The organism is Pseudoalteromonas sp. SW0106-04 (genome assembly GCF_001293805.1).
Lineage (GTDB): Bacteria > Pseudomonadota > Gammaproteobacteria > Enterobacterales > Alteromonadaceae > Pseudoalteromonas > Pseudoalteromonas ruthenica.
On the sequence record NZ_BCAI01000002.1, the window covers coordinates 42704 to 69226 of the forward strand.

The 26523-nt window shown below is 46.8% G+C and carries 23 protein-coding genes; 12 read left to right on the plus strand and 11 right to left on the minus strand.

Annotated elements, in window-relative coordinates:
- Position 1: 1 nt before the first annotated feature.
- Positions 2-1417 (minus strand): HAMP domain-containing sensor histidine kinase, encoded by a 1416-nt coding sequence (locus W04_RS02775; RefSeq protein ID WP_022943442.1) that lies wholly within the window; start codon positions 1415-1417, stop codon positions 2-4.
- 252 nt (positions 1418-1669) lie between these two features.
- Here W04_RS02775 and W04_RS02780 point away from each other — a divergent pair, with 252 nt between their 5' ends.
- From W04_RS02780 to W04_RS02800, 5 genes are all read left to right on the plus strand, one after another.
- Positions 1670-1906, plus strand: coding sequence for a calcium sensor EFh (locus W04_RS02780; protein ID WP_022943441.1), 237 nt, complete (start codon positions 1670-1672; stop codon positions 1904-1906).
- 105 nt (positions 1907-2011) lie between these two features.
- Entirely contained in the window at positions 2012-2245 is a 234-nt protein-coding gene (locus W04_RS02785; RefSeq protein WP_022943440.1) for an EF-hand domain-containing protein, read from the plus strand.
- 109 nt (positions 2246-2354) lie between these two features.
- A complete protein-coding gene (locus tag W04_RS02790; RefSeq protein ID WP_138547105.1) occupies positions 2355-3023 on the plus strand; it encodes a hypothetical protein in 669 nt (222 codons plus the stop codon).
- A gap of 18 nt (positions 3024-3041) precedes the next feature.
- Positions 3042-4193 (plus strand): sensor histidine kinase, encoded by a 1152-nt coding sequence (locus tag W04_RS02795; protein WP_053909726.1) that lies wholly within the window; start codon positions 3042-3044, stop codon positions 4191-4193.
- Positions 4186-4830 (plus strand): response regulator transcription factor, encoded by a 645-nt coding sequence (locus W04_RS02800; RefSeq protein ID WP_053909727.1) that lies wholly within the window; start codon positions 4186-4188, stop codon positions 4828-4830. Before W04_RS02795 ends, W04_RS02800 begins: the two co-directional genes overlap by 8 nt.
- A gap of 129 nt (positions 4831-4959) precedes the next feature.
- Here W04_RS02800 and W04_RS02805 read toward each other — a convergent pair whose 3' ends face one another.
- Complete coding sequence (locus W04_RS02805; protein WP_053909728.1) at positions 4960-5922, minus strand: mechanosensitive ion channel family protein; 963 nt, start codon at positions 5920-5922, stop codon at positions 4960-4962.
- Between the two features lie 141 nt (positions 5923-6063).
- On the minus strand, positions 6064-6843 hold the full coding sequence (gene yaaA, locus W04_RS02810; RefSeq protein WP_053909729.1) for a peroxide stress protein YaaA: 780 nt from the start codon (positions 6841-6843) through the stop codon (positions 6064-6066).
- 282 nt (positions 6844-7125) lie between these two features.
- On the opposite strand from yaaA, the gene tal reads away from it, so the two are divergent.
- Both tal and W04_RS02820 read left to right on the plus strand, forming a co-directional pair.
- Positions 7126-8076: a transaldolase gene (gene tal / locus W04_RS02815; RefSeq protein WP_053909730.1), complete on the plus strand. Its 951-nt coding sequence runs from the start codon at positions 7126-7128 to the stop codon at positions 8074-8076.
- A gap of 152 nt (positions 8077-8228) precedes the next feature.
- Positions 8229-8414 (plus strand): DUF3545 family protein, encoded by a 186-nt coding sequence (locus W04_RS02820; RefSeq protein WP_022943433.1) that lies wholly within the window; start codon positions 8229-8231, stop codon positions 8412-8414.
- 45 nt (positions 8415-8459) lie between these two features.
- Here W04_RS02820 and ung read toward each other — a convergent pair whose 3' ends face one another.
- The 5 genes from ung to W04_RS02845 form a co-directional block, all read right to left on the minus strand.
- Entirely contained in the window at positions 8460-9131 is a 672-nt protein-coding gene (gene ung / locus W04_RS02825) for a uracil-DNA glycosylase (RefSeq protein ID WP_053909731.1), read from the minus strand.
- Between the two features lie 67 nt (positions 9132-9198).
- The gene (gene thrC / locus W04_RS02830) at positions 9199-10482 is read right to left on the minus strand and encodes a threonine synthase (protein ID WP_053909732.1); all 1284 of its coding nucleotides are present in this window, start codon (positions 10480-10482) and stop codon (positions 9199-9201) included.
- Positions 10482-11423: a homoserine kinase gene (gene thrB / locus W04_RS02835; RefSeq protein WP_053909733.1), complete on the minus strand. Its 942-nt coding sequence runs from the start codon at positions 11421-11423 to the stop codon at positions 10482-10484. Before thrB ends, thrC begins: the two co-directional genes overlap by 1 nt.
- A 9-nt stretch (positions 11424-11432) precedes the next feature.
- A complete protein-coding gene (gene thrA, locus W04_RS02840; protein WP_053909734.1) occupies positions 11433-13850 on the minus strand; it encodes a bifunctional aspartate kinase/homoserine dehydrogenase I in 2418 nt (805 codons plus the stop codon).
- A gap of 251 nt (positions 13851-14101) precedes the next feature.
- Positions 14102-14467, minus strand: a complete 366-nt coding sequence (locus W04_RS02845) for a response regulator (protein ID WP_022943428.1) — start codon at positions 14465-14467, stop codon at positions 14102-14104.
- Between the two features lie 236 nt (positions 14468-14703).
- Here W04_RS02845 and W04_RS02850 point away from each other — a divergent pair, with 236 nt between their 5' ends.
- Both W04_RS02850 and rdgC read left to right on the plus strand, forming a co-directional pair.
- Complete coding sequence (locus W04_RS02850) at positions 14704-16464, plus strand: HAMP domain-containing sensor histidine kinase (RefSeq protein ID WP_053909735.1); 1761 nt, start codon at positions 14704-14706, stop codon at positions 16462-16464.
- A gap of 66 nt (positions 16465-16530) precedes the next feature.
- On the plus strand, positions 16531-17439 hold the full coding sequence (rdgC, locus tag W04_RS02855; RefSeq protein ID WP_022943426.1) for a recombination-associated protein RdgC: 909 nt from the start codon (positions 16531-16533) through the stop codon (positions 17437-17439).
- Between the two features lie 41 nt (positions 17440-17480).
- Here rdgC and W04_RS02860 read toward each other — a convergent pair whose 3' ends face one another.
- Positions 17481-18320, minus strand: coding sequence for an HDOD domain-containing protein (locus tag W04_RS02860; protein WP_045979301.1), 840 nt, complete (start codon positions 18318-18320; stop codon positions 17481-17483).
- A 280-nt stretch (positions 18321-18600) separates the two neighbouring features.
- Here W04_RS02860 and W04_RS02865 point away from each other — a divergent pair, with 280 nt between their 5' ends.
- A complete protein-coding gene (locus tag W04_RS02865) occupies positions 18601-20292 on the plus strand; it encodes a Zn-dependent hydrolase (protein ID WP_053909736.1) in 1692 nt (563 codons plus the stop codon).
- Positions 20293-20341: 49 nt separating this feature from the next.
- Here W04_RS02865 and W04_RS02870 read toward each other — a convergent pair whose 3' ends face one another.
- The gene (locus W04_RS02870) at positions 20342-20734 is read right to left on the minus strand and encodes an HIT domain-containing protein (RefSeq protein WP_053909970.1); all 393 of its coding nucleotides are present in this window, start codon (positions 20732-20734) and stop codon (positions 20342-20344) included.
- Between the two features lie 130 nt (positions 20735-20864).
- Between W04_RS02870 and W04_RS02875 the strand changes: the two genes are divergently transcribed.
- Together W04_RS02875 and W04_RS02880 are read left to right on the plus strand one after the other, a co-directional pair.
- Complete coding sequence (locus W04_RS02875) at positions 20865-23063, plus strand: S9 family peptidase (RefSeq protein WP_231658018.1); 2199 nt, start codon at positions 20865-20867, stop codon at positions 23061-23063.
- Positions 23064-23192: 129 nt separating this feature from the next.
- Positions 23193-24818: a methyl-accepting chemotaxis protein gene (locus W04_RS02880; protein ID WP_053909738.1), complete on the plus strand. Its 1626-nt coding sequence runs from the start codon at positions 23193-23195 to the stop codon at positions 24816-24818.
- A 79-nt stretch (positions 24819-24897) separates the two neighbouring features.
- Here W04_RS02880 and W04_RS02885 read toward each other — a convergent pair whose 3' ends face one another.
- Complete coding sequence (locus tag W04_RS02885; protein WP_053909739.1) at positions 24898-26439, minus strand: leucyl aminopeptidase family protein; 1542 nt, start codon at positions 26437-26439, stop codon at positions 24898-24900.
- Between the last annotated feature and the right edge of the window lie 84 nt (positions 26440-26523).

Genomic DNA, 26523 nt, shown 5'->3' on the forward strand with positions numbered 1-26523 from the left:
ATTACTGATTGAAATGCAGCGTAAAGCAACTGCCCTTAGGGGAAACTGAATGAATATTAATATCACCGTTGAGTTGGTCAACACATTCTTTAACTATCGACAAACCTAACCCACTGCCCTGCAAGCGACTAGACTTGCCCGCTTTGCCTTGGAAGAAAGCGTCAAACAGACGTTCTTGCTCAGCTTTAGAAATTCCAGGTCCTTGGTCGCATACTTTTAATTCAACCTCAGACTTACTTTGACTGATCGCGACGGTGATGGTGGCACCCGGTGGAGAAAACTTAATGGCGTTCGAGAGTAGCTGCACCAAAATCATTTGTACCAATTCGCCATCAAGGCGCAGCATAGCGAGTTTTTTATCACACTGCCAATTTACCTTCTGCTGCGCTAACGCTAAGCGATCAGCAAAATGCTCTAACACTTGATGTTTTAAGTCAGCAAGCTCACACGGGCGCGGATTGGCGGTGCGTGAGCGAATAGCATTGTAATTGAGCAAGCTTTGAATCATCGCTCTCAGACGTTCGGTGCTTTGGCTGATCAGCTCCAGCACATCCTGCTGTTGCTCGTTAATGGGCCCAACGACTTGCTCGCTAAGCAGATCACAGCCTTCCACCATTGATGCTAAGGGGGTTTTTAATTCATGGGTAACATGGCGTAAGAACGTATCCTTTTGCTGCTCTAACGCTTGTAGTTGCTGCTGCATCCAATGTAGTTTCTGCCCCAGCTCTCTTAATTCTTTGGCACCCGTGAGCTTAATATCAACATCCCAATCACCTTTGCCTAAGCGCCCAATCACCCGTGAAAGGTAACTGAGTCGGCTGCTAATACGCCATAGATACCCGCCACCAAAAAGCAACACAATAGGCACCAAGGCCACCAGCCAATGGATAAAGCTTTGTTGTAAATCAGCCAGAGCTTGCTGCGCATGCGTCACTTGCTTTTTAGTGTGTTCATGCAGCCACTGACCATGGGTATTAATCTGCTGGCGTAAAGGAACAAACAATTGTGCGTTTTGCGTTTGGCTATTACGTAATTCATCGCGTGTAGCGCTAAAGGTGGCATACAGCTCTTGCCAACGGCTTTGTTCACTGAATACATCAGCGGCACTGATTTGGCTATCCAGCATCGTATCTGCTTTTTGCCATTGTTGTGCTACCGCCTCACTTAACTGCTCACTTTGCAGTACCCAATTTTGCAGGGTTGCACGCTCTAGAGACTGGAAAAGTTGTTTAAATTCATTGAATTGCTCATTTTTTTGATAACTACTCAGAACCATTTGCTGAGTATTCACCATGTGCTTATCAAGGGCCTGCAAGAACACCACCACGACTAAAGCCAGTGGCACCAACAGAATGGCTACGCCAATAAAAAACTGTGCAAATAGATTGGGCCGCCAACGCCATAACTGTTTTATCAACTTGCCTCCTGTTGCAAATTTGCGAATCCGTAAAACTTTGAAATATATATAAATTTAAAAATTAACGCGCCACTTGTTGCTATTTGGCAACAACTCTACCTAACTACCTTCATGACCAACCTACTAACCCTATGAATTTTAACAAGAACAAAAACTGGCATTGTTCTTGTTAATGCTGCGCGGGTATAACTTAGGCATGATAAATCGGTTATACCTGCTTTTGAATTAAGCCACTATGAATTGGAGGATGCAGTGCGACGTTTAAGTGTTTTCGTTGCTTTTCTCACGGTGATAACAGTCACTTTTGCAAAAAGCCAGGTTTCATTTCAACATTTGGATAGTGATCATAATCACTCTATTTCGTATTTGGAAGCGCAGCAGCTTGATGGTTTAGCGCCTGTCTTTTCTGATCTCGACCGTAATCGAGATAACACACTCAGTGCCGATGAATTTGCTCGGTTCAGGCAACAACAATTAACACCCAGTTAGGATTTAATCGCACTAATCGAGCCATTAATCTTATTCTGGTTGGCGTGTGAAAATCGATTCGTTAGGCTAACAATATAAGTGCGTAGTCGCGCGCAAGGAACTCATATGAAAGTAATAGTCACTGTATTTATCTCATTAATTGCTCTAAGTTCTCTGAGCACTGCCCACGCTGGGAGTGTGGAGTCGCGCTTTAAAGAACTCGATCGCAACCGCGATGGTGCCATTAGTAAATCAGAAGCCGCTCAAGAACCCGCGTTATGGTCACGCTTTAGCAGCTATGATCAGGACAAAGATGGCAAGCTGTCACTACGTGAATTCAGTAATTACGCCCGCCAGTAACGCCCCCTCTTTTTAAAAGTTCATTATACAGTTATGACTTTTGACACATGCGTGTCATTCCTTGATGGATAAACTTGGGCATACACCCATTGCCATTAAGGATAAAACGATGAAGTCACACTGGTTATTGTTAACGACCGCCGCACTGTTTCTGAGCGCCTGCTCGTCGGATGATTTAGAGGAAGAGCTGGAAACCATTAATTTTGGCAGTGATTATTATAAAAATGATTACTACCTGCTTAACGCCACTGACTACGAGCTGGATTACCACATCGCCAACACCCAACTTAACGGTGATGAACGCGACGTGGCAGATGATGATTATTACCTCGCTACCCTAGCAAAAGATGCGCAGCAATATGCCATTACTCACGAGAGTAATGCCAACAGAAAGCTCTCCCTTTATGTTGCAGCAAGAAACGTATTTGGCCCAGTAGCGCAAAAGAAAGTGGAAGTGGAATATGATCACGCATACCACGTTGTCGCCTGGCAAAACGCTGCTCAGATAAACATAAGCCTTATAGAGCAACAGCAAGATAACCAGGACAACGCCTATGCCTTACGTATCTTTGCTGCCGAGCCAATTCAGGTTAGCATTAAGGGACACGCTTTTAGCCTAGGTGCAGGTGAGCTAAGTGCTTTTGTGCATGGCAGTGATTGCGATTCTGACGTAAAAATAGCGCAAAAAAATGTCGACCTATGTACTATCTCGTTCAATCGCTCATACTTACTTGTGGCTAACCAACAAGGCTTAACAGCTTTATATACCGAGCAGTAAACGCATGGACGCAACAACATGAAGGCATGGCAAAGTAACCACTTTATAGCGAATTGGACTGGCTCTGTTCTAGTACTATTCACCTGCGCCATCGTCGCTGGTTTTGTATTTTACTCGCTGCATCATCAACAGGATATACTGCGCTTCAACTTGCCTTACCCAGATGTGTTCGTCGCTGCTGTGTTCACTGGTTTTGTCATGCTGCACTTGTTGCGTACTACGGGCCCACAGAGAACTATTCGATCCCAGAAAATATTGGCCACAGCCCAATTTAGTCTGTTGCTGATACTACTGCTTTGGATAAAAAGCGGTCTCATTTTAATCCTCTCTGTGGTGTATGTAGCAAGCCTTGTCTATCTGGCGCCGCTAATAGTGTGCTTAGCTTTGGCACTGGTTATGCCTTTAGCCTATTTTGCCACCACGCCCACTTCCTACGACCTCGTGAATACTCTCTTATTCATCGCTTATCACTTGTTTGCTCTGCGCTTATCCTACGCCTTACTTGATGAGCGCCGAGCCAACGAGCGCAATAAGGCCCTACTCCAAGAGCTCAGTGCCACCCAGGTTTTACTGCAAGATACCGCCAAGCGCGATGAACGCCTGCGCATCGCTAGAGACATCCACGATTCGTTAGGACATGGCCTAACGGCGTTAAATTTACAACTGGAACTGGCCCAACAACTCAGTCACTCAGCGCAGCCCCCTTTGGCGCAGTGCAAACATATAATCACTGATTTACTGGCGCATACGCGCGATACGGTGAGTACTCTCAGGGCTTTCGATAATATTGATCTCAAGCAGGCGCTAACAACACTGATTGCAGATACTGTTCACCCTGTTACCCAGCTGCATTACAGTGAGCGTGTCAAAGTACGTGATGCGCGAATCGCCGAGTTGCTGTTTCGTGCCACCCAAGAAGCGCTTACTAACGTGCGCAAACATGCGTACGCTACGCGCTGTGATATTTCCTTGTGGCGTCAGCAACAGTGGTTACTTTGGCGCGTTGAGGACGACGGTATGGGTATCAACCACCATCAATGGGGAAACGGGCTCAAGGGGATGCAAGAGCGTGTGATGCAACTTGACGGCGAGCTGACTGTGACTTCGCTAGCGACCGGCACGCGCCTAGATATCGCGCTTCCGTTAGGTGCGGAGGCTGATAGTGATTAAAGTGGCAGTGGTAGATGATCAAAATTTGGTGCTCGAGGGATTGTGTAGCTTATTAGCACTGCATCCTGATTTGCAGGTAAGCGCACAACGCAACCACGCAGAGCATATCGTTACTTGGCTCACGGCCAACCCGGTCGATGTCTTGGTGTTAGATGTGCGTATGCCAACAGTCAGTGGTATTGACGCATTGCGTGAGATCCGCAATGCCAAGCTCCCTGTTGCAGTCATGCTACTATCAACCTTTGACGAGCATGATTTAGTACTCAAAAGCATTCGCCTTGGTGCTGATGGCTATCTACGTAAAGATATTTCCTTCGCGGTGCTCACCGATGCCATCATCGCGCTCAGCCAAGGACAACGCTGGTTACAACCGGCGGTAACACAAACTATCGCCTGTCACGCCTCACGCCCGAATAATCCCCCGCTGTATGAATTTACCCAATACGAAACTCTCAGTATCAGTGAGCTGGAAATCCTCCGCTTGGTGGCTGCTGGATTCTCTAACGCCGAGATTGCCGAGGCGCTGCATAAATCCGCAGGCACAGTGCGCAATCAGGTCTCTGCTATTTTAGCCAAGCTGATGGTGCGCGATCGTACCCGCGCTGTATTGCGAGGCATCGAGCTAGGTCTGATTTAAACGATGGCGCCAAGGCGTAGGCTAATTACAACTTGCGCTCCCCAATTACTGCGAATAACCAGAAGAAGCGGGAAAATTTTATAACCCGCTTGCAGCTTTTACCGAGTCAGCAGCCGCGCACATGTGTCGCTATTCACTGTCCTCTCCCGGTTTTTCATCCTGGCCTCGTTGCTTATGCGCCCCTTCTTCTGGAGACTGTGACGGCAACATCTGCACCAGCTTTTCACCGCCTTTGATACCAAAATCCAAGGTGCGAATAGGAAATGGAATAGTCACATCCACACTGTCGAGCGCCTTTTTAACGGTAATGTAAGCTTGATTGCGGATTTCCATGTAACCTGGATCATCATTTGGGTAGGCTATCCAGAACCAAACCAGCAGATTGATAGCGCTATCACCAAAACCATCGGCGTAAACGGCTGTATCCTCTTTACGAATAACAAAGTCGAGGTTATTGATGTACTCGACAATGGCTTTTTCTGCTGCTTCGATATCATCGCCATAAGAAATACCGACCGGCACTTCGATACGGCGGGTACCGAGATAGTTGTAGTTAGTGAGAATATTGCGAAACAGAATCTTGTTGGGAATAATGATCAACTGACCGTAAAAGTTCTCTACTAACGTATTGCGCAGATTAATTGATTTTACGGTGCCAAACACATCGCCACTTTCGATTACATCGCCGGGTCTAAAGGGTTTACGAATACCCATGGCGACACCGGCAATCAAGTTCTCGGTCATATCTTGAAAGGCAAAACCGATAGCCAAACCGACAATTCCCGCACCCGCGAGCAATGAAGTGACAGTGCCTTTTAACCCTAAGAAATCTAGGGCGATAAACACCCCGAGCGTGAGAATCAAAATCTTCACGATAGAAGTCATTAAACCTGCAATCTGCTCGGAGTCCAAAGAGCGTTTTAATACTTTGCTAATGATTGAGCCTAGCACCCGCGCCAACAGCGCAAAGACGATAGTAATGACAATCGCCACCACTAAGTTAGGAATATGACTGATTGCGGTCTCTAGCCAACCACCGAGTTTTTCTTCAATGAGTTTTTGTGCTTTTTCGACATTGAAATTAGCGAACATGCAATGCTCCATTCATGCGCATAAGTAGATAAAGCGTAAATGATGCAAGATAGCTGCCATATTAGTGGGAAAGGTGACTGGGGAAGGGTTTGCGGGCTCTCATCTTCACCTTCAAAGAGAACAGCGGAGCCCTATGTGGAATTAACTTTGCTCGTCGCGCAAAAACACCGGCTCGTTGTCATTTTTCGTCGCTTCAGCGCTGAAATAGTACCCCGCGCTATCGAAACGTTGTAAAGCCGATAACGAGTCCACTTGGTTTTCGATAATATAACGCGCCATCATCCCTCGCGCTTTTTTAGCATAAAAACTGATGACCTTGTATTGGCCGTTCTTACAGTCTTTGAATACAGGCGTAACAATCGTCCCGTTGAGTGCTTTTTTGTCCACTGCTTTGAAATATTCATTCGAAGCCAAGTTAACCAGCGTGGATGTGCCCGCCTGCGCCATGGCTTCATTTAATTTTTTGGCGATAACCTCTGCCCAAAATTGATATAAATTTGTGCCTCGGGGGTTATTTAACTTGGTGCCCATTTCTAAGCGGTAAGCCTGCATCAGATCCAGTGGTTTTAACACCCCGTAAAGACCGGAGAGAATGCGTAGATGCTGCTGCGCATAGGCTAAGGCTTTATCCTCTAAGCTTGATGCATCAAGGCCTGTGTAAACATCGCCATTGAATGCAAACACCGCTTGTTTTGCATTCTCAGGGGTAAATGGCTGCGACCACTCACTAAAGCGTGCGGCATTGAGCCCCGCTAGCTTATCGCTAATCTTCATGAGGCTGCCAAGCTGCTGCGGCGAAAGCTCGCGACACACCTCGATCAGCTCTTCACTGTGGCTCAGCAGCTCTGGCTGCGTGTAGTCCTGCGTTGGCGCAGGCGTATCGTAATCAAGATTCTTTGCTGGAGATATAACAGTAATCATAATTGCAGTTGACTTGCCTAGTAATTAGTGTCAATTTCAACATTAAATAAAGCAAAAATCACGCTTTATTCAAAAATCGACCTTTCTACCTGCAAGTTCACTTGTACGGTGCGCGTCGGTTCCATGCGCGCTAGCCAATAGCGACATCAATGCACGGACAATTGACCTCCCTTTGGTTGTCACTTAGGTGCAACATAAACGAAATAACCTATGTATGTTTGTCTGGCGTTTTCAAGCAACAGGCAAGCTCAGCAGATTTTATGCTTGGAATGAGGAAAGCACATGACTACAGCACTGCAACAGTTGAAAGCACATTCAACCATTGTAGCCGACACCGGTGATATTGAAGCGATTCGTAAACATCAACCTCAAGATGCAACGACTAACCCCTCTTTGCTGCTTAAAGCGAGTGAGATAGAGGCATACAAGCCCTATCTAGATAAAGCATGGCAGTATGCCAAAGAGCAAAGCACTGATGCGCAGCAGCAACTCGAATTAGCCTGTGACTATTTTGCGGTATTAATCGGTAAAGAAATCGCTGATATTGTGCCTGGTTACATCTCCACCGAAGTGGACGCGCGTTTATCATTTGACACCCAAGCAACCATCGCCAAAGCCAAACAGTTACTCGCGCTGTATGATTTAGAAGGCGTGAGCCGTGACAAGATTTTAATTAAAATTGCATCGACATGGGAAGGGATCAAAGCTGCCGAGCAACTTGAGAAAGAAGGCATTCGCTGCAACCTTACGCTGTTATTCAGTGACGCCCAAGCCCGTGCATGCGCCGATGCCAATGTTTACCTTATTTCACCTTTTGTGGGCCGTATTCTCGATTGGCATGTTGCTAACGGGATGGAGAAGCCTAGCGATCCATTGCAAGACCCAGGCGTGCAATCGGTGCGCAGTATTTATGACTTTTACAAAGGCCACGGCTACGACACTATCGTCATGGGTGCCAGCTTCCGTAACACCGGTGAAATTCTTGCCTTAACGGGCTGTGATCGCCTCACCATAAGCCCTGCATTGCTCGAGGAATTAGCCGAGTTGCCGGCTAATACAGATTACTTGTTAAGCGGTGCAAACGATGTACAACCTAAGCCTGAAGCACTCACAGAGAGTGAATTCCGCTGGTTGCATAACGAAGACGCGATGGCGACTGAAAAGCTCGCCGAGGGAATTCGTGCTTTTGCTAAAGCTCAGCAAGATTTAGAGGCTCGTTTTAAACAACTCTAACACCATTCGGCGGCCCACAAGGCCGCCATTTCTCTGCCCTTTCCGCTCGTAATAGAATTATCACTTTTCTGTAACCTTGGTTAAACATTTTCGTTTTATTTTTATACCAACTGTGGTATAGATTGATTGCGTTAGTTATACAGGAGAGTGTCATGGATAGTCTGAATGAACTAATAAAAATAATAGAAGGTCCAGAGACCAAAAAGACATCCGGTCGAAATAAAAAACGTAAATGGCGCGAAATCGAAGCACTAAAAGATAAGCAACGTCTGCGCAAAGAACTGCAAGAACTAGACTTGTTCAGCGATGACATTGGTTTAGAAGAGTTAGATTTTTGATACCAACATAAAAAAGAGGGCCTATATGCCCTCTTTTTTATTGCGTTATATTTGCTCGGCTAGAGTCCAATCAATGGCAGCTTGACCTTGGTTGGTAAGGATTTCATTGGCTTTGGAAAAGTGACCACAGCCAAAAAAACCTCGATGTGCTGACAGCGGCGACGGATGAGGAGCCTTAAGCACATGGTGCTTTTGCGTGTCGATGTGCTTGCCCTTTTTCTGAGCGTGTGCGCCCCAAAGCAAAAACACAATGCCCTTGCCATGTTGGTTAAGCTGTTCGATGACCACGTCAGTAAAACGCTCCCAGCCGAGGTGCTTATGCGAGTGTGCTTGCCCTTGTTCAACGGTCAATACGGTATTGAGTAGCAACACCCCTTGGTGTGCCCAAGACTGTAAATATCCATGTTGAGGGATGCTGAATCCAGCGATATCTTGCGCCAATTCCTTATACATATTCGCCAATGACGGCGGCGGTTTTACCCCTGGCAACACCGAAAAGCATAAGCCATGCGCTTGGTTTGGACCATGGTATGGGTCTTGACCCAGTATCACCACTTTCACATCTTCAAACGCGGTGGCGCGAAATGCCTCAAATACCTGTTCTTGAGGCGGATACACAGCTACGCCCTGCTCTCGGCGTTGGCGCACATAATCCAAGGTTTGTTGAAAGTAAGGCTGCTGTTTTTGCTCTGCTAATAAATCAGACCAAGATGTCATGCTGCTCGGTTCCATTAAAAAAACGGCCCTAAAGGCCGTTTGTTATCGATATTGCTAGCTTACCAAATTAACCTAATTTCGCCAGCAGCGCTTGCCGTAATTGTTGATAATCTGCACTCATCGGCTCAGCAAGGCAAGGTTTAGCTAAGGCATCGCTAAGCGCCTTTGGCATCGCTAATTCAACATTTAAAATCTTCTCCACGCTGGCTTGAAACTTAGCCGGGTGGGCCGTAGCTAGGAAAATCCCCTGATGCTCAGGTGCTAAATCCGCTTTTAACCCTTCATAAGCAATCGCGGTGTGTGGCTCAGCTTGATAGCCCATGCTCTGTAATTCACGCATCGCCACAGCGGTTTGCTCCTCATCCACAGCATGAGAAAAGAAATCGTCATAGCTGAAACGACCACTGTCTAACATCGTTTGTACACGAGGCCAGTTATTGGGCCGACTGACATCCATAGCATTAGACAGAGATTCTTGAGTCTCATGCGGCTGCCATTGTTTGGAAGCGATGAAGCGCGGCACCGTGTCATTTTGATTTGTTGTTGCCGAGAGTTTTTGAATGGGTAAGCCAATCAGCGAAGCTATCATCGCTGCGCACACATTACCGAAGTTACCGCTCGGCACCGAGATGTGCGCTTTGTCTCGCTGCGCTTTGGGCAACTGCGCCACCGCCTCAAAGTAATAACATACCTGCGCGAGTAAGCGACTAATATTAATAGAATTCGCAGAATTAAGGCGCAAACGTGTTTTGAGCTCGTCATCTAAAAACCCTTGCTTAACCATGGCCTGACAATCGTCGAACGAGCCCTTAACACTGTAACAGTGAATATTATTACCTAAGGTTGTAAACAGCTTTTGCTGCGCCTCTGATATCTTGCCTTCAGGGTACAGGATCACCACATCGATGTTCTCTTTGCCATAAAAAGCATGAGCTACTGCAGCGCCAGTGTCACCACTGGTGGCTGTGAGAATAGTGACCTTTTCTGAGTTACTGAACTGGGCAAGGCACTGCGCCATAAAGCGCCCACCAAAATCTTTAAATGCCAAGGTAGGGCCATGAAAAAGCTCTAAACAATGGAGGTTGTCGGCAACGTGAACCAAAGGTGCTGGAAAAGTAAACGCTCCCTGCACCATTTCAGCGACCACATTAGGACTCAATTCATCGCCAATCAAGTGCGTCAGTACTTGTGTGCTGCGCGAGACAAAATCCATTTCCAATAAGGCATCCATATTATCCAGTGGCGTTAGCTGTTGCGGAAAAAACACTCCTTGATTGCGCCCTAACCCCGTTTTTACCGCCTCAACAAAAGACACCACTTGGCTATCATCTTTTAAATTATACAACCGCATTATTCTTTTCCCTCATTCAAAACCCGCGTACCTGCCGTATCTATCTGACAAATATGACTAAAGCCTTGTTCATTTACATAGTTCTGCTGTAACCACTGTTGGCAGTTTTTAGCATCATTGATATTGTCACATAGTGCAAAAAGCGTCGGCCCAGCACCAGAAATACTCACCGCCTTCGCGCCTAACTCTAGCATCGCCTTTTTGGCGGCACTGAAACCGCTGATCAATTCACTGCGATAGGGCTCAGCAACCGTATCAATCATCAGCTCCATCGCTAACTCATGCTGTTGCTGATGCATTAGCGTACAAAATGCACTGAGACGCTGAGCAAATTCAATACCATGGTGTAAGCTCATTTGCTGCGGCAGCACTGCTCGAGCCTGAGCGGTATTGAGAGTGAAACCGGGAAACGCGACCACTGGATACCAGTTACTGGGAGTGGGGATCGTCAGTGAACGACCGGGTATCAGCGCCCCTGTGAGCTGCAAACCACCAAGCAAACACGGCGTGATATTGTCATAATGACGAGCGCCGCTGACCTTAGCTTCAAAATCAGCCATGAGCTCAATGAGCGCATCCTCGCTGAGCTCAGTGCCGGCAAATTTATTCAGCGCTGCAAGTGCCGCAACCACTGAGCAGGCGCTGGATCCCAGACCTGAACCAATGGGCAGGTTTTTCACTAACTCCATACGCGCTGTCGGCATATCTGGTGCGGCCGTGGCACGAAAGTGCGCCATGCACATAAAGGCTAAATTTTGCTCTGCCTGTTGTGGCAATTTATGGGCGTAAGGCCCTGAGCACACAAATTCTGTTTCAGCGCTGGCGCTAATTCGCACCACATCGCCCAACAAAGTGCCATCAATGGGTGCAATAGCCGCTCCCAACGCATCAAATCCAACCGCAAAATTACCAATCGAGGCCGGCGCATAAACTTCAATCATGGCCCTCTCCTAACGTGGTAAGGTTTTCAGAATATCAGCGAAAACTCCCGCTGCGGTCACTTCGGCTCCTGCGCCATAACCGCGAATAACGTAAGGCTTGGGCTGATAATACTGACTCAAAATAGCTAAGGCATTTTCGCCGTCACGAATGTCATACAACGCATGTCGACTATCAACGGCTTCAATACCAACACGACAATGACCATCTTCAATTGCGCCAACATAACGCAAGACCTTTCCTTCGGCTTGGGCGCTGGCAACCTTATCGGCAAAGTCTGAATCAAGTTGTGGTAATTTAGCCATAAACTCATCAACGCTTAGTCCCTCGGCAAAGCCCGGCGGCAATACCGACTCCACTTCAATATCATCCAGCTCAAGTGCCAAACCAGACTCCCTAGCGATAATAAGTAGTTTACGGGCGACATCAGTCCCTGATAGGTCATCACGAGGGTCCGGCTCAGTAAAGCCATTTTCTTTAGCTTTGATGGTTGCTTGTGACAGGCTTAAGCCATCACCGATAACACCGAACATATAAGATAACGATCCCGATAAAATGCCGCTAAAATGCAGAAGCTCATCACCGGCACCGAATAACAACTGCAGGTTATCGAGCACCGGCAAGCCGGCGCCAACATTGGTTTCATACAAAAAGCGGCGATTATTGCGCTGCGCAGCGAGTTTGAGCTGCTGATAGTAAGCCTGCGAGCTGGTATTGGCCTTTTTATTAGCCGCTACCACATGAAAACCAGCATTAAGGAAATCGGCATACTGAGCAGCGAGCGCACCAGAGGAGCTGCAATCCACTAACACTGGGTTAATCAGATGGTTTTGCTTAACGAACTGTTCCAGCAAGGTTAGATCAAATTGCTGTGAGGTCTGCGCCAATGGCTGCTGCCAATTTTCTAGATCAATCCCGTCACTGTTTAACAGCATCTGTCGGGAGTTGGCCACGCCTCGGACTTTGAGTTTGATATTACGTTGTTGCAACCATTGTTGTTGCCTACGCACTTGGCTTAGCAGCTCGCTGCCAACAAGCCCACAGCCGAGCAGGAAAACATCAATAGAAGGCACATGGGTAAAGAAGTTTTCATGACAAACCTTCACTGCATCATTACATAACTCACCATCAACAACCGCAGAAATTGAACTTTCTGTTGAATCCTGGGCTATGGCAACGATATTCACTTGAGCCTGCGCCAGCGAGGCAAAGAACTTCGCTGCTAAGCCTTTGTGTGCTCGCATGTTATCGCCAACTAACGTAACAATCGCTAAATTCCGCTGCACTTGTACAGGCTCAATAAGCCCCGCTTTTGACTCAAGTTCAAAAGCTTGTTCGAGAGCATGCAGCGCCAAGGCTAAATCTTGCTGATGCACGCAAAAGCTAATGCTGAACTCACAGCTGGACTGGGTGATGAGAACAATAGAGACATTATCGGCTGCTAGCGCAGTAAACACTTTGGCCGCCATGCCGACTTTGCCTTTCATGCCCGGCCCTGACACCGTGAGCATAGCCAAGTCTTGTAAACTTGAGATCGCTTTTACCGGCTCACTTTCAGTGACTTCATCACTGATCAATGAGCCGGGTTCTTTACTGTTGTGGGTATTTTTTATCTCACATGGCACGCCCGCTTTTGCGCATGGCACAATGGTTTTGGGATGCAAGACTTTAGCGCCAAAGTAAGAGAGTTCCATCGCTTCTTTGTAAGACAGAAAATCGACCTTAGTGGCCCCTTTGATATAGCGAGGGTCAGCGCTATACACACCGTCAACATCGGTCCAGATTTGACAGATATCGGCCTCTAAACAAGCGGCTGCAACAGCAGCAGAATAGTCGGAGCCATTACGCCCTAGCGTGGTCAATTGGGCATCGTCATTGGCCCCAGTGAAGCCAGGCATAATATATATTTTTGCGGGGTTAGCGTGCAAATATTCACGAAACTGTAGTTTTGATACATCTAGATCAACTTCAGCGTTTAAGTAGCCACCGCTGGAGCGGATAACTTGTTCCGCACTCATATAATGAGGGCGAAAATCATCGAGTAGCACCTGCATCAAGGCCACACTAATGCGCTCACCAAAGCTAATTACATAAGCGAACACCGAATCCGGGCACTGTCCTAATAAAGCCACGCCTTCTAGCTTTTGTTTTAACTGCGTAAAATCGGGCCAGTTTGTAGGCTGCTGATTTTGCTCACACACTTCGTCTTTCAAGGTATGTGCACGCTCATAAAACAGTTGCCACTGTGACTGGATATCTACACCTGTCGCCGCACTCTCAGCTAATCCCACCAATGTATCCGTCATACCGCCGGGGGCTGACAATACCAGCAGCATTTGCTCTTTGAGCTCCTGGCGGACAATCTCACTTACTCGCTTTAAACAACTGGCATCGGCCAGTGACGAGCCTCCAAACTTTAGTACTTGCATGTTTTCCTCATTCCCAATAACACCTTTTTACCAGGTCGTGACGATAGGCCAAAAAAAAGGCCTATGCTCAGTGAGCATAGGCCTTTTTTCTCTGCGCACCGACCCATGCCACTATCCGCTAAGGATGGTGGTGGTAATAATGGTGGTCAGTGTTGCGTAATTTGTGTTCATGGTTCTAGACTGCACGAAAATGACTATTTCTGTCAACAGCTAAAGAAAAGAAAAAATATGCTTTTTAGATATAACTAAGATTAGTAAACGCCAAATTTATGCAAAACATCCGCTAAAGCATCTGTTTTTACCGGTTTATTAATGAATCCAAGGGCGCCGAGTTGCGCTGTGCGCTGCTTCATTTGCGACTGTACGTCGGCAGAAATAACCACTACGTAGGTTTCTATTTTGCGTATGCGCATTTGTTGTAATACCCCGATACCGTCAATTTTCGGCATGGTGAGGTCTAAACAGAGAAGATCAAAGTGTTGTTCGCTCATTAGCGTCAGTGCATGTTCACCATCTGTAGCGTGCGTCACCGCGCAAGGCAAAATAGACATAACCGCTTTGCTCGCTTGTTTTCGAGCCATTACGGAATCGTCACAGACTAACACCTGAAAAGCCATTACTACGCCATTTGAGGGTAAAACTTATATCAGTAGGTTATACCATAGCTATAAACAAATCTTAACACCGCAGGCCACAGATTTTTGTTAATCTGCAGTCTTTAAGCTATTATTTTATTTATTTTTTCAAGAATCTTGGCTAGCTTTAGGTTTTTGAAGCCAATGGCGAATTTAGGGCTGATAATTGACGTTTTATCATCGCTTTTTCATGGTTTATACAAGGGCTCTGTACTCGTATGTTACATAATAGTTTGTCGAAGAAGCTCCTAACCAGTGTTTTGTCGGTGTATTTTTTACTCACATTTGTTGTCACTTGCGGCCAAGTCTTTGCTGAGTACTTGAATACCAAAAACTACATACGCGATGAACTACAAACACTGCAAAAGACCTTTAGTGGCAGCCTTACCCGCGCAATTTGGGAATTAAATACCGATCAAAGTATTACCATCGCCGAAGGGTTAATAGCTATTCCTATGGTTGAAGGAATTATTGTCCGTGATGACAGCGGCGAAGTGATCTCTCAACTCGGGCGCTCTTTAGACATTCGCGAGCTCTACTCGCAACAATTAGTGCAAGATTCTTCTATCATAGAAGATACTCCCTCCGGATTATTTGGTTACACCTTTCCGTTAATTTTTGAGTTTTCCGGGCGCGCCACCCAAGTGGGTGATGTCACGCTTTTTTCCAGCCGAGATGTGGTTGTCAGCCGTATTATCGTGTCAATCTATCTTCTGGTCGGCAACGCCATGATCAAAACCGCGTTTTTGATCTTATTGTTTTTATTGGCTTTTCGTAAACACCTCACCCATCCGCTCAATCAACTTACCGAGCAGATTGAAAGCCTTGAGCTAGATGACTTAGAAGGGACAAGAATAAACCTCGATAGTAATGAAAAAAACGAGTTGAATGTCATGGCGCAGTCATTCAACAACATGATCAATAAAGTAGTCGAGTATCGCAATAAACTAGAGCACACCCAAAAAGAGTTATTGAAAAGCAATGAAAAACTAGACCAGCAAAACTTACAGCTGGAGCAAGAGGTAGCAAGAAAGACCTCAAACCTAAGCCAAGCGATGATGGATTTGCAGCAGCAGAAATATGAGCTGGAAAAACAAAAGCTCAACTTAACGGAGGAAATTGAACTGCGCCGTCATACCGAGCAAGAGTTGCTAACCAAGCAAAGCGAGATGCAGCGTTATGTCGATGAGCTCAATTTGGCCCAAGAGCGCTTGCTTGGCTCGGAGAAAATGGCAGCGCTGGGTGGTTTAGTCGCGGGTATCACTCATGATATCAACACGCCAGTGGGAATAGGTGTTACCGCAACCTCCTTCTTACAAGAGCGTCTCGATGCCATTGAGCATGCTTATAAAGAAAAAACACTTTCCCCGAAAGCGCTAGAAGAGTTTATTAAAGATGCGAAGCAAAGTACTGAACTGCTCACTTCAAATCTTGCCCGCGCCTCAGAATTAGTTGCCAGCTTTAAACAAATAGCGGTCGATCAGGCCAGTGAAGCGGTGCGCACCATAAACTTTAAAGAGTACTTGGGCGAGGTGATTCGCTCACTGCATCCAAAAATTAAGAAAACTCAACATCAGGTGGATGTAAACTGCCCCGATAACTTGGTGCTTAATTTACCTGCTGGTGCTATTAGCCAAATCTTCACTAACCTAATTATGAACTCACTCATTCATGGCTTTGAAGATGTCGAAAAGGGCACTATCACTATTGATGTGAGCGAAAATGATGGCCTAGTGGATATCAACTATCGTGATAATGGTCGTGGTGTTGATGCCGAACAGCTAGATAAACTGTTTGACCCCTTCTTTACCACCAAACGTGACCAAGGCGGCAGTGGTCTGGGCACTCATATCACCTTCAATTTGGTTAAACAAACCTTGGGGGGCGAGATTGAAGTGAGCAGCGAGCCGGGCCAAGGTTTGCAATACCGGATTACTATCCCAAAAGACTTACCAAAGCCAATGCAAATGTTTAATTAGTAAGGTGACTCCTGCTATGATGGCGCCACATTTAATTCGAGCCCACAGCTCAACGGAAGTAAAACTATGTGGTTTAGCAACCTTATCTGTTATCGCTTTAAGCAAGACATCAGTTACCAACAAGACGATTTTGAAAAAGCCCTAGAGCAAGACGTATTCCGCCCCTGTGGCAGCCAAGACATGCATACCTTTGGCTGGACCAAGCCGTTTGGCAAACATGGTCAGATGCTCAGTCACTTCTCGCAAAGTACTGTTTTAGTGTGCGCTAAGCGGGAAGAAAAAGTACTGCCCCCTGCGGTCGTCAACGAGATGGTGCAGGAGAAGGTCGATCATTTAGAAGCTGAAGAAAACCGCCGCGTTAGCAAAAAAGAAAAAGATGAGCTAAAAGAAAACATTTTGCATTCTTTGCTGCCGCAAGCATTTAAGAAGTCTAGCCTCCAATTTGCTTTTATCGATATGGAAAATGGCTGGGTTGTGGTCAATAGTGCCAGCTTTAATAAAGCAGAAGAGTTACTTGCGTTATTGCGCAAGTCACTAGGTACATTGCCTGTTGTGCCAGCGTTTGCAAATTATGATCTTGGCTTATTTTTAACGTCGTGGTTGAAGGAATTCAACGCTCCAGAAGGCTTCGCGATTGGCTTAGACGCCGAGTTGCAAGAGCAAGATGACAATGGGGCACAAGTGAAGTTTAAAGGCCATGACCTATCCAGTGATGAGGTTAAAAACCACTTAGATAATGGCAAAGAGGTCACTAAGCTGGCGCTGGAGTATCAAGAACGAGTGAAGTTCTTATTGCAAAATGATGGCTCTATTAAACGCGTCAGTTATGCCGATACGTTAAAAGAAGAAAACGCCGATATTCCTAAAGAAGACATGGCAGTAAAGCTTGACGCAGACTTTATTCTTGCCTCGGAAGAAATCAAACAACTCCTTGATGCATTGACCAATCAATTAGGCGATGCCGAGGATTTGTAAGTACAATGCATAACTGAAAAAGGAGCCTGAGGCTCCTTTTTTTAACTGAATATTTCTCTTATATCACCCACGACTTCCTGATACTCATCGTCAGCAAATATTTCCACAGATGGGATAATCCCTTTATCGACATAAACATTCAGTGCGGACGACTTATCTGACACTTGTAAAATGCCCTCCATGATCGCGCCCATGCGGATGAAATCGACAAACTCCACCTCTTTAGGGCGATAATTAGGGTCGGCCCAACACTTTGCTACTTCTACGAATTCATCAGAGAAGTCCCAAGCGGTTAAAATAGCAGCACCAATGCGCCCTGCTAGTTTTTGAATGGCATGAGCTAAAAAACTCGGATTAGCAAACACCTCTGGGTGCTTCTCAGCCTCGGTGAGAATAGGCAAAATACCAATATTGTAGGTCAGTGCTGCCAAGGTGATAGTTTCGGTATTAATCGTGTCATGACGCTGTTGCTTGCGAAAATTCTGCACCAGCGCTATCGAATGGCAGGCAACACGAATTGTCTTTTGCCATGCCTTATCCATATAGCCTTTGATCAGCTCATGCTGAGAGACGAATAGCTGCTCCATGGCCATCGCTGTGGCGATATTTTTTATCTGCCTTAGTCCTATGCGCGTAACGGCTTGGTTTATAGTCGTCACCTTCACCGAGCGACTCATCAAGGCGCTATTCGCAACTTTGATCATCCGAGCTGCTAATGCGGGATCATTGGCGATCACGTCCGCCATATCATGTAAGGTTATATCCGGGTCATCTGCAGCGTTACGCACTCGAAGTGCCACTTCCGGCAAGGTTGGCAGCACCAAAGTATCGTTATTTATGCGGTCAACCAAGATGGTCAGCAAAGCGTTTTCTGTGGACATGTCGCCAGTACCCTTTAAGTCAGCAAAGCCGTTTTTTCTTATAAATTAGCTATAAGTTACCGATAAAGTTTAGAAAGTGATAGCGCAATTGCCCATTTATTTACAAAAAATAATTACCTATGTTCCCATAATCATTATTGCCAGCCAGCCCTTGAGTTGCTTTAATGCCCAACAACACGGGGCTCTCCCCCGCTATAACCGAATCATAAACTCTCTCAATGGACTGTGTTTTTTGTCTTACTTTACAGTCCAATAACGAGTTACACCGAAAGAGGATCCCATGAGTAAATTGTCGAAAATTTCTCAAGCACTGCTTATTAGCTCTGTATTCGCACTTGGCGCCTGCTCCAAGCAACCACAGTCAACTACTGAACAAACAGCGGCGAGCGCACAACCAAGCAGTGGCCCTGAATTGATAAATATTGAACGCGAGCGGCTTAACATTTACACCGATTTTGAGCTCAATACCGACTTGTCACACCTAAGCGGAAATCAGCAAAAAATGCTCGCTAAACTGATTGATGCCTCAAAAATTATGGACCAACTGTTTTGGCGTCAGGCTTTCGGTGGCGAGCAACAAGATTTCTTAGCGAGCCTAGATGATGAACAAGTGCGTCACTTTGCCAAGATTAACTATGGTCCTTGGGATCGCTTAAACGGCGATCAGCCTTTTTTAAGCGGCTATGAGCACAAACCAGCAGGGGCTCAATTTTACCCAGCTGACATGACGAAAGAAGAATTAGAGCAAAGCAGTGTAAAAGATAAAACAGGCCTTTATTCCATCATCAAACGCGATGACAAAGGTGAGCTTTACAGTGTGCCTTATTCAGTAGAATACGCCCAAGCATTGGAAGCTGCCGCAGATTTGCTGCGCCAAGCGAGCGAACTGGCCGATAATAAAGAATTCGCTAACTACTTGAGTATGCGTGCCGATGCCTTGCTAAGTGATGACTATCAAGCCTCTGATTTTGCTTGGATGGATATGAAAAATAACCCCATTGATGTGGTTATTGGTCCGATCGAAACCTATGAAGATCAACTTTTCGGTTATCGTGCGGCTTTTGAATCCTATGTTTTGGTCAAAGACATGGCCTGGAGTGAGCGTTTAGCAAAATTTGCGCAATTCCTTCCGGAGCTACAAAAAGGTCTGCCTGTGGCGGAGCAATATAAGCAAGAGGTTCCCGGTTCAGACGCCGATCTGAATGCGTATGATGTCATCTACTATGCTGGCCACTCCAATGCTGGCAGCAAAACCATAGCCATCAATCTGCCTAATGATGAGCAAGTGCAACTGGAAAAAGGCACTCGTCGCCTGCAACTTAAAAATGCCATGCGCGCTAAGTTCGACAAAATCCTCATGCCTATTGCCGCTGAGCTCATTGTGCCCGAGCAGCGCAAACACATTACTTTCGACGCCTTTTTTGCCAATACCATGTTCCACGAAGTGGCGCATGGCCTAGGTATTAAAAACACCATTACCGGTAAAGGCACCGTACGCCAGTCGCTTCAAGAGCACGCGAGTGCATTGGAAGAAGGCAAGGCGGATATCCTTGGCTTGTATATGGTTGAGCAGCTATTGAAAAAAGGCGAGATTACCGAGGGTACGTTAGAAGATTACTATGTCACCTTTATGGCTGGAATCTTCCGCTCTGTGCGTTTTGGCGCATCCAGCGCGCACGGTAAAGCTAATATGATCCGCTTTAACTTCTTCAAACAAGAAGGCGCGTTCTCCAAAGATGAAAACGGCCTATATCAGGTAAATATGGATAAGATGGCTGCAGCCATGAGCAAGCTATCAAATTTAATTCTTACCCTGCAAGGTGACGGTGACTATCAGAAGGTGGACCAGCTCGTTGCTACCATGGGTGAAATTAAACCTGAACTGGCCGCTGATTTAGAAAAGCTCAGCAAAGCGAATATCCCTGTGGATGTCGACTTCATCCAAGGCAAAAAGGTACTAGGCTTAAACTAAGCCAGTATTTATAGACGACATAAAAACAGCGCCTTTCGGCGCTGTTTTTTTATAGCTGCAAATTCTCTTTAATCTGTTGAATTTGCGCTTCAGTATAAGGTTTAGGTGGGTGTACCCCCCACACCGGTTTGGGCCATGCGGGGTCTTGCTCAAAGCGAGCAATATGATGAATATGCAACTGCTCAACCATGTTACCTAAAGCAGCAACATTTAATTTTGCCGGTTTGAACACAGTTTTTAACATACAGCTAAGCTTCGCCGATTCACGTCCTAACACGATTTGATCGCGATCACTTAAATCAATGATCTCTTTTAATCCGCTTTTGCGCGGTACCAGAATAAACCAAGGGTACTGGCTGTCATTCATTAACAGCACTTTACACAACGGCCAATCCGCCAATTCAATACAATCTCGTTCCAACTCTGGTGCTAATGCAAACATAGCATCCTCCTGTTGCTGCAAGTTTAGTGGCATAAAGTTGCGCTTATGACAGTGCATCAGTACCATCAACGCATCACTACAACAATAAGGTTTACCCGTGTCTAATACAACCAAATACTTATCTGTTGCCTTGGCTGCAAGCTTAGCCTGCGGCGCAGCGACTGCCAAAGAGCTGACGCTCGAGCGCATTTTTGATGACCCTAGCTTGGCTGGTAAAGCGCCTGTAAAGCTTAAGTTTTCTCCAGATGGTAGCCGCGTTACCTACTTGCAAGGAAAGAAAGAAGACTACAATCGCTACGACCTATGGGAATACAACCTCAAAGACAACAGCAACCGCATGTTAGTCGATTCGCAAGCATTGTTCTCAGGGCCGGAAAATCTCTCTGATGAAGAAAAAGCACGCCGTGAGCGCCAACGTATTTTTGGCCGTGGAATTTTGGAGTATACCTGGTCCAAAGACGGACAAGCGTTGCTTTTCCCACTCAATGGGGACTTGTATTACTATCAACTGGCCAGTGGCGAAAGCCGTAAGCTCACCGATACCGAAGCGTTTGAAACCGACGCGCGATTCTCACCGAAAGGCAATTTTGTCTCTTTTATCCGCGACCAGAACTTATATGCCTTAGAACTGGCCAGTGGCAAAGAAATCCAGCTCACTCAAGATGGCGGCGGCGTCATTAAAAATGGCATGGCTGAGTTTGTGGCGCAGGAAGAAATGAGTCGCATGACTGGCTACTGGTGGTCCGGTGATGAACAGAAAATAGCCTTTACCCGTATCGATGAGAGCCCCGTAGAAGAGGCGATTCGTAACGAGATTTATGCCGACGAAGTGAAGCTATTTAACCAGCGCTACCCCTATACTGGCACCGACAATGTGGCCATAGAGCTAGGCGTTGTCCGTATTGATGACAAACAGGTTGATTGGATTGATTTAGGCACCGACAAGGATATTTACATTGCCCGTGCAAAATGGCTCAAAGACAACCACACTCTGTCTTATCAATGGCAAAACCGCTCGCAGCAAGAGCTTGAGCTGCGCTTTTATGATAGCGCCGAAAAAACCCAACGCGTGGCCGTAAAAGAGAGCAGTGATACATGGATTAACCTGCACTTCGATCTGAAGTTTCTGCAAGATAAAGAGCACTTTATCTGGGCGTCAGAGCGCGATGGTTACAAGCACCTTTACCTGTACAAGGTCGATGGCACACTGGTACGCCAAATCACCCAAGGGGATTGGATTGTTGAGTCATTAAAAGGCGTTGATGAGCAAAATGGCGTCGTGTATTTTGCCGGTCGCAAAGACACGCCGCTGGAAAGCCACTTGTATAGCACCCCCCTATTTGAAGCTGGTGAGATTACGCGCATCACCGCAGCGGGTGAATATCATAACGTCGTTCTTGCAGAGGATAGCAAGACCTTTATTGACCGTGCCTCGTCGGTAAATCGCCCTCCCTATGTTGCACTGCGTAAAACCAATAGCGACTTTGTCACTTGGTTAGAGCAAAATGCCATTGATGAACAACACCCACTCAGCCCTTACACCAGCGACTTAGTAGAGCCTGAGTACGGCACCATAAAGGCACAAGACGGTCAGGTAATGCACTACCGCCTGTTCAAGCCTCGCAAACTGAATAAAAAGCAAAAGCACCCGGTCATTGTCAATGTATATGGCGGCCCACATGCGCAGCGAGTTACCAACAGCTGGCGCAGTAAAAACCTATACTTTCAATACATGGTGCAACAAGGCTATGTGGTATTTCAGCTGGATAATCGCGGCTCCTACAATCGCGGAAAGCGCTTTGAAGACGTGATCTACAAACACCTTGGTGAAAGTGAGGTGCAGGATCAAATTAAAGGCGTCGAGTTTTTACGCACCTTAGATTACGTAGACCCGCAGCGCATAGGTATTTATGGCCATAGCTACGGCGGTTACATGGCGTTAATGGGGATGTTTAAAGCTGGCGATTATTTCAAAGCCGGTGTATCAGGTGCTCCTGTTACCGACTGGTCGTTGTATGATACTCATTACACAGAGCGCTATCTTGGCCACCCAAAAACTAATGCCAAAGGCTATGAACAAAGCGCGGTCTTTCCATACAGCGATGGCCTCAAGGGTCCGCTCATGATTTATCATGGCATGGCTGATGACAACGTGCTCTTTACCCACGCCACTAAGCTGTTTAAACAGCTACAAGACAAGGCGTTGCCGTTTGAAATGATGACCTACCCAGGCTCGAAACATAGCTTGCGAGGTAAAAAGGTACAAACGCACCTGCATCAAACCATTACCAACTTCTTTAACCGCCATTTTGATATGGCTCAAGAGTAAGTTTCTACGCTTCAATCAGGCCAGCTTCTGCTGGCCTGATTTCTTTTACAATCTACTGAAAATCCATACTTATTTTTAGGCTCACTCACTTAGAATCGACTAAACTCATAGCATTACCTCGTTCCAAGGATTTGTTATGCAGCACCTTCGTCGCCTTATATTGCACTACTCGTTCTTGCCCTACTCGGTATCATCATCTTAGTCGCGACCTCACTGACTAACCAATACAGCTCTTTGCTGGATGGGCAACATGAGAAAACGCGCAACCTAGTAGAAAATGCACACAGCATCGCGGCGTATTACCACCAACAAGCACAAACGAGCGCCCTCACGGATGAGCAAGCGAAAGTTGCCGCTAAAGATGCCATTCGCACTTTGCGCTATGGTGATTCCAATTATTTTTGGATCAATGACACCAGCCCGACCATGGTCATGCACCCGTTTAAGCCGCAGCTCGAAGGCAAGTCATTAGCTAACACCGCCGACCCCGATGGCGTGAAACTATTCGTGCAAATGGCTGAGCTGGTCGAGCGTCAAGGTGAAGGCTTTGTGCCCTACAAGTGGCCAAAGCCAGGAAAAGATCAACCTGTCGATAAAATAGCGTTCGTTAAGGGGTTTGAACCCTGGGGCTGGGTGATTGGCTCCGGCGTTTATATTGATCACATTGAGGACTCGTTTGCACGTAGCAAAACAATTCTTATCCTCGAGGGCGTTGTTATTCTCGCGGTGCTGTTAGTGATGGGCTATTTAATAGCACAAAGTGTGATGGGGCCTATTCGTCACGCAGCAGACATGATGAAAGATATAGCCCAAGGTGAGGGAGACCTAACCCAGCGTTTAGACAGCAGCGGCAATGACGAGGTCTCTCGCCTTGCCAGGCACTTTAATGATTACACCGAAAAGATGCGCCAATCCATAGAAGCGGTCAATGAGCAAGCCAATAAAGTGAGTGAGCATGTGGCGCAACTACAATCGACGGCCCAGCAAAATCAACATCATATTGAGCTGCAGAGCGACAGCTCAGCACAAGTGGCCACAGCAATGGAACAGGTAAGTCACCAAGTGAAAGACATCAGTGATTATGCCAATAACGCCGAGCAAGCTAGCAACGAAGCGAACAGTTATGCAGATCAAGTAAAATCAGTGGTTCATAACACAGTGAATGCGATCACCCGTTTAAGCACACAAATTGAACAAGTCGCTGAGGTGGTGCAGCAGTTAGCCAGCCAAAGTAATAATATTGGCAGTGTACTGGATGTGATTCGCGGCATTTCCGAGCAAACCAACCTTTTGGCGCTCAATGCTGCCATAGAAGCGGCTAGAGCCGGCGAGCAAGGCCGAGGGTTTGCAGTTGTTGCAGATGAGGTGCGCACGCTAGCCAGCCGCACAGGCCAAAGCACCGATGAAATTCAAGCTATGATCGAGCAGTTGCAACAAGGTGCGGAAAAAGCAGTGCAGGCCGTACAAAACAGCCAACAGATCTCGGACAATACTGTTGAGTCCACCGCGAATACCACCGAAGCATTGGATGAAATCAACCGCTTGGTTGACTCTATCCGGGAGATGAACGCTCATATCGCCCGCGCCACTGAGCAACAAAATGACGCCTCTAGCGAAGTGTCGCAGCGGCTCAATGATTTAGCCCATGCAACCAATGAGTCGCTCTCCAGCACACAGGTTATGAACCAGGCGAGTAACGAACTAGAACAGGCCAGTCAAACACTCGACGGCATAGTTAAGCGCTTCAAAATATGAAGTCATCGCTTTCCGGTCATAAAAAGGCCGCCCAACGGCGGCCTTTTTAGCTTAACAATATCGGCTATTGCTGCCAGCGTTAGCGACAGTATTTAGCAAATAAGCTTGCTACCGTAGCCGCAGTTGGTTTTCCATGCTGCCAATCGCCGCCTTCCACACCACTGCCGGCAATATCCATATGTACATAAGGAAGCGGCTGCTCGCTATCTAAGCCATGCTTATCTAACCCACCCACAATCGCCAAAAAGGCCATCGGGAACTGGTGGCCCCGAGCAGTGACTGCCGATGCGGCATTATTACTGGAAAGCACATCGTCAGCTAAGGTGCGTGGTTGCACAAAATCATAGTCTTCGCGACGCGAACGCGATACCTCGGCGCAATCGGCCCATAAGTCACCCTGCTCCACCAATTGCTGTGAGAGCTGCACTTTACGCGCTGGACCATTTTCAACATAGGCACTATAAGGCCCCACAGCTCGGGCGGCATGCCCGGTGAGAGTAGCAACGGTAAAGAGCTCAGGATTCACCTCGCCTTTAGCCACTTCTTTAGCCTCACTGAGTAAATCACCCATTGCCAAGCGGCCCTCAGCATCGGTATTACCAATGCGCACGCGGATGCCTTCACGGCTGGTAATAATCTCATCAGGAACAAAGCAATCCGAACCAATGGAATTACGAACCACGGCCAAATAGGCAATCACTTTGACTCCTTTAGGCTGTGCTTCAGCGACGGCTTTCATAAACCCAGCGACAGATGCAGCACCGCCTTTATCGCGACTCATGCCGGCCATGAAGCCACCAACTTTTAAGTCCGCACCACCGGTATCGTAAACAAGGCCTTTACCGACAAAGATCAACGTGCGTTCAACATTGCCTTCAGGCACATAGACCATTTTTACCACGCGTGGGTGATGACGCTCTACCGCATAGGATGCGCGAGCGACGGTACTAAGCAATGGATACTCTTTATCAATCGTCGCGATATCACTGATCACATCAACCTTCACCGCAGTACCAGCAAAAGCCTCGACACAATAATCAGCGAAGCGAGGCGGCGCCATACGCTCTGGTTCAGTGCCACATAAATCGCGTGCCACATATTGGCCGGCGGCAATCGCATTGACCTGTTTTAGTTGTTCATCTGTAGCGCCGACTAGGCTAATCGTACTCAGTGCAGAGATAGCATCGCCATGATATTCACGTGCTTCTAAGGGCTGCCATAACGCTTGGTTAGCACCTAAAAAGGCCACTTCCAATGCGAACTCGTAACCTGGACGCTGTTGAATATTATGCACATATAAAGCCGGCTTGATTGCACCTGCTTCCTTCGCTACGGCAATGCCTTTTTTAGCCGCTTCAAAGACACGGCGCACATCATCATAATCCCGCCCTAAAGGGCCTGTGGGAGTCACAATCAAGCGCTTACCTGGCGCTTGTTCGCTGACCAATAATGCCGGCTGCTTACCTACACGGCTATCTATCGCCGCGTGAGCATTGATTTGTTCAGCATAGGCTTGGGGCAGCGCATCAAGGGAGTCACAGATAATAATAAGAGCATCGTTTTCGCTGGTTGCACTAAGTGCATCAAGACTAGCGCAAGACGTAGCGCGTGCATAAGACATAAAAAAGGTCCTAATCTAAAACAAAGGACCTACATTATCGGTGATTTACTGGTTCTTGACTAGCGAAGCTCTGCGCCACCTTAG